The following is a 1,250-nucleotide window of genomic DNA, read 5'->3' as shown; positions in this document are numbered from 1 at the left end:
GCGTCTTTCACCCGTGTCGGTGCGGCCATCATCATCGGCAGTCGCGGGTCTTCGAATTTGATCGCACTCGCCCCGTCGGGCATCGCCACGTATGTCGTCCCGCTGATCACCGAATGGGGGTGGATGTGGCCGGTGTGGATGCCGCCTTCGGGCAGAATGTTGATCCAGATGTCCTCTAGGACTAGCTTCTTGTCGCCCAGATCGAATTGCACGTCCTTGGCAAAGGCCGCGACGTGGGCGTCCAGCACTTTGACCAGATCCTTGAAGATCGGGAACCGCCAGGGCAGATCGGTGAGCGATGCATAGGATGTATAGCCCGGATAGCCGTTTTCCTCGCACCATTCCTGCCCCGCTTCGTCGTCATCGGCGATGACAAGGCAGGAGTTTTCCAGCTCGGCCGCATCCACGGGCTTGCCGTGTTCCGAGAGTTTGGCGTGATAAAGGCGGGTCGCGAAGAGGGATTTGATGTCTGACATATTCCGTTCTTAGCGGTCTGGCGCTGAGAGGTATAGAGAGATCAACTGGCGTCGACCGTGGCAGACCATTCAACACCTTTGATTCATTGCATCACAGGGGGTTGCTTTATAGTGGGATGGGGTCTAAACGGCGCACTTCTACCCCCACTCCATCGGGAATCGGGTGACGTTTCGCACGGCCTGCCGATGATGTTGAAAAAGGAAAATGGCATGAACGCCAAAGAACTGCGGGCCAAAACGCCCGATCAGCTTCGTGATGAGCTGGTGAACCTGAAAAAAGAGAGCTTCAATCTGCGTTTTCAGCAGGCCACCGGCCAGCTTGAGAACACTGCAGGCATCCGCGCCGCACGTCGCAATGCCGCGAAGGTCAAAACAATTCTGAACGAAAAGGCCGCTGCTGCGGCATCGGAGGCTTAATCCATGCCTAAGCGTATCCTGCAAGGGGTTGTCACAAGCAACCAGAACGAACAGACCGTCACCGTTTCGGTCGAACGCCGCTTTAAGCACCCGCTACTTCAGAAAACTGTCCGTAAGTCCAAGAAGTATCGGGCTCACGACGAGAACAACGCATTCAACGTTGGTGACCAGGTCCGTATTCAGGAATGTGCGCCAAAGTCGAAAACAAAACGCTGGGAGGTTATTGCTTCCTAAGCAATAACACCCGGTTCAATCGAAACCCTGGGCCCCCGGACGGAAATCGGGACTTGCCCAAAGGTCGGAAGGAAACCAAATGATCCAGATGCAGACCAATCTGGATGTTGCTGACAACAGCGG

At 55.5% G+C, this 1,250-nt stretch carries 3 protein-coding genes; 2 read left to right on the top strand and 1 reads right to left on the bottom strand.

Annotated features, from left to right (window positions below; translation table 11 throughout):
- On the bottom strand, positions 1 to 476 hold a 476-nt coding region (locus NWQ23_RS02585; protein ID WP_306164677.1), incomplete at its 3' end, for a TIGR02466 family protein.
- Positions 477 to 686: 210 nt separating this feature from the next.
- Here NWQ23_RS02585 and rpmC point away from each other — a divergent pair.
- Together rpmC and rpsQ are read left to right on the top strand one after the other, a co-directional pair.
- A complete protein-coding gene (gene rpmC / locus NWQ23_RS02580; protein WP_306164676.1) occupies positions 687 to 893 on the top strand; it encodes a 50S ribosomal protein L29 in 207 nt (68 codons plus the stop codon).
- 3 nt (positions 894 to 896) lie between these two features.
- Complete coding sequence (rpsQ, locus tag NWQ23_RS02575) at positions 897 to 1,127, top strand: 30S ribosomal protein S17 (protein WP_306164675.1); 231 nt, start codon at positions 897 to 899, stop codon at positions 1,125 to 1,127.
- The last annotated feature ends 123 nt before the right edge of the window (positions 1,128 to 1,250 follow it).

It is taken from the genome of Yoonia sp. (assembly GCF_030731595.1).
Taxonomy (GTDB): domain Bacteria; phylum Pseudomonadota; class Alphaproteobacteria; order Rhodobacterales; family Rhodobacteraceae; genus Yoonia.
This window is presented reverse-complemented; position numbering and strand designations above follow the sequence as displayed.

What these genes read in the sequence shown, in the direction of transcription:
- rpsQ (WP_306164675.1), top strand. Translation starts at nt 897, where the DNA reads ATGCCTAAGCGTATCCTGCAAGGGGTTGTCACAAGCAACCAGAACGAA.
- rpmC (WP_306164676.1), top strand. Translation starts at nt 687, where the DNA reads ATGAACGCCAAAGAACTGCGGGCCAAAACGCCCGATCAGCTTCGTGAT.